The sequence below is a fragment of the Bacillus hominis genome (assembly GCF_018332515.1).
GTDB classification, from domain to species: domain Bacteria; phylum Bacillota; class Bacilli; order Bacillales; family Bacillaceae_G; genus Bacillus_A; species Bacillus_A hominis.
The window spans coordinates 1-2,689 of record NZ_BOQD01000342.1; the positions used below are offsets into that span (position 1 = coordinate 1).

Annotated in this window: 2 protein-coding genes; one reads left to right on the plus strand and one right to left on the minus strand. The window is 33.5% G+C overall.

Annotated features, from left to right (window positions below; translation table 11 throughout):
- Positions 1–19 precede the first annotated feature (19 nt).
- A complete protein-coding gene (locus tag KI356_RS24325) occupies positions 20–1,267 on the plus strand; it encodes a DUF4153 domain-containing protein (protein ID WP_212936703.1) in 1,248 nt (415 codons plus the stop codon).
- Between the two features lie 128 nt (positions 1,268–1,395).
- Here the strand turns inward: KI356_RS24325 and KI356_RS24330 are convergent, their stop codons facing one another.
- The gene (locus KI356_RS24330; protein WP_212936704.1) at positions 1,396–2,361 is read right to left on the minus strand and encodes an arsenic resistance protein; all 966 of its coding nucleotides are present in this window, start codon (positions 2,359–2,361) and stop codon (positions 1,396–1,398) included.
- Between the last annotated feature and the right edge of the window lie 328 nt (positions 2,362–2,689).

Here is a 2,689-nt window from a genome sequence, read left to right on the forward strand (position 1 = left end):
AATTAGAGGAGGTATAACTATGGATATTAACAATTTGATTATTGAAAATATTGATAACCCTCATGAGTTGGAGAAAATGTATAGAAAAGACCCGAAAGCTTTTAAAAAGTCATTCTCACACGCATGGGAACAAAATCCTGATTCTCAGGTTCTGGGTATTTGGTATGAAAGATTGCATTTCAAGGAGACGGAAAATACAGGAAAAACTTCCTTGATTCAAAAAGGTTTCTTATTCATGGGTATTTTAGCCATTCTGGCCGGGATAAGCACGAGGATCATTTTCCATTTTGTTGAACAGGAAGCAATTGCTCCAATTAACTTGGCTTTTGGTATAATTCCTTTTATTGCTGCCTATTTTGTTTACAATAATACTCCGAAAAAAAGTGTTATTTATTCTCTTGCAGCATTGTTCTTAATTTCTGGGTTTTATCTTAATATGTTGCCATTAAAGTATAAAGACAGTATTATCCTTGCTTATTTACACCTTCCTATATTCTTATGGGTATTGGTAGGGCTTGCATTTACAGGAAATGAATATTCAAAAGGCAGTACGAGATTAGCCTATATTAAATTTAATTTGGAATATTGTATTCTCTACGCTAGTATGGCAGTTAGCGGAATGATACTAGCAGCATTAACCATGCAGTTATTTAGATTTGTTGACTTGGATATAGGAGACTTCTATTTTAGTAATGTCGTTTTATTTGGTGCTGCCGCTCTCGCTATTGTGGCTGCATACTTGGTGTCAATGAATCTTAAATTTGCTAAAAATATTACACCATATATAGCTAAAATTTTTAGTCCTCTCGTACTGATCACATTGTTGATCTATCTTATAACGGTTATATGGGTCGGGAAAAATCCATTTTTGGACCGCGATTTCCTGATAGTCTTCAACGGAATACTCCTTGGTGTATTGGCCGTTACCATATTTTCCATTATCGAGAGCGACTCAGACGAGAAAAAGGACATTTCAGATTATATAAATTTTGCCTTAATTGTTCTTGCGCTTATCATTGACAGTGTAGCTTTGTCAGCCATCGTTTTCAGACTTTCTTCTTATGGGATTACACCTAATCGACTTGCTGTTTTAGGAGTAAACATACTTATCTGGGCAAATCTAATTTGGATTATGCTCTCCTATATGCGTTTTCTACAAAACAAATCCGGACCTTCAGCTATCCAAGATGCCGTTACTAAGTATTTGCCGGTCTACGGACTTTGGGCAGCTTTCGTTACATTTACTTTTCCTATAATTTTTAATTAGAAAGGATCTGTTAATGTAACGAAAAGTTAATCTTCTATAACGTATAAAGTCCTTAGAGGCGATAATTCAATTTTGCATTTATATAATTTCTCGACAATAAAAAACGTCCCAAAGTAGGACGTTTTTTATTATGCGTATTGCTGTTTTTTCTTAATAAGCAACAACACTTGCGAAATAGTTGCAAGTGCAGGCAATTCAATCAACGGCCCAATGACTAATGCAAGTGCAATAAGAGGTTCGTCTGGAAAAGCTGTCACAGCAATAGCAAGTGCAACAGGTGAGTTTCTCGCTAATGTTGTTAAGCTAAGGCTTACTGTATCTTCATAGGATAGATGCATAATACGTCCTACAAACTGTCCTAGTATAAAGTTAATTATGAAGAATAGTAGCACTGGGATAAGTAACAATAAAACAACATTCATATTTTGTAATAAGTACTTACCTTGTGAGGCAAACATCGCTACTATTGCTAAACTTAAAAATACAATTTGAGCAGAGCTGAAAAATGGAATGAGTTTACTCTCAAGTGTATCAGTCTTTTGTATTTTATTCATAATGAATTTCGTGCCGTGAGCTAGTAAAAATGGTAAGACTAGTACGATAACGATGCTTTCTACTAAAACAGAAATCTCTACAGTTTTCATTACACCGGCAAATAAAAATAAATAAACCGGGAGCAATAATACTTGTAAAATTAAGTTTACAGGTAAAATAGATGTAGATAATGCGACGTTACCTTTCGCGATCTCTGTGAAAATTAAATACCAATCTGTACATGGAGTAACCATTAACATAATAAAGCCAACCCAAAGTGCTGGGTGATCTGAAAGAAATAACGCGCCTAATCCCCAAGCAAGAAAAGGCGTCCATATAAAGTTAATACCTAGGCTTGTTCCAGCAAATTTTAAGTTGCGGAATCCATTTTTTATATCCTTTAATGGAATGCTGAGGAATAATCCGTAAAGCATTAAAAACAAGAAGGGGACAATAAATTTTTCCGAATACATATGTACCATATTAAATTGTCCTAATATAACCCCGAATATAACAGCTGCAAGAATGATAAAGGTTTGAATCTTTTCTAAAGTGCTCATTAATTAATCCTCTCTATAGATGAATTTCCCTCTCTAGTTGTATTATACACGGTAGTTTACTTATGTGTTTTCGGATTTATCATTTCGACGAATGAAATATTTCCTTAATATCTTCAGTTTGAGATTTATTTAATTTTATAAGTTACTTGACTAAAGTAAGTGAGTGTAATATACTCACTTACATAAGGTAATTAAATAACAAAAAGTTATACTTAAAGTTTAGACAATGTATTTAAATGAGATAGTTTCAGCGATTTATGATGAAACCTTTTCTTGGAATAAGATTTTTACTGCTGATGATTAATGAATATGAAAAGAAAGATTAGGT

What these genes read in the sequence shown, in the direction of transcription:
- KI356_RS24325 (WP_212936703.1), top strand. Translation starts at nt 20, where the DNA reads ATGGATATTAACAATTTGATTATTGAAAATATTGATAACCCTCATGAG.
- KI356_RS24330 (WP_212936704.1), bottom strand. Translation starts at nt 2,361, where the DNA reads ATGAGCACTTTAGAAAAGATTCAAACCTTTATCATTCTTGCAGCTGTT.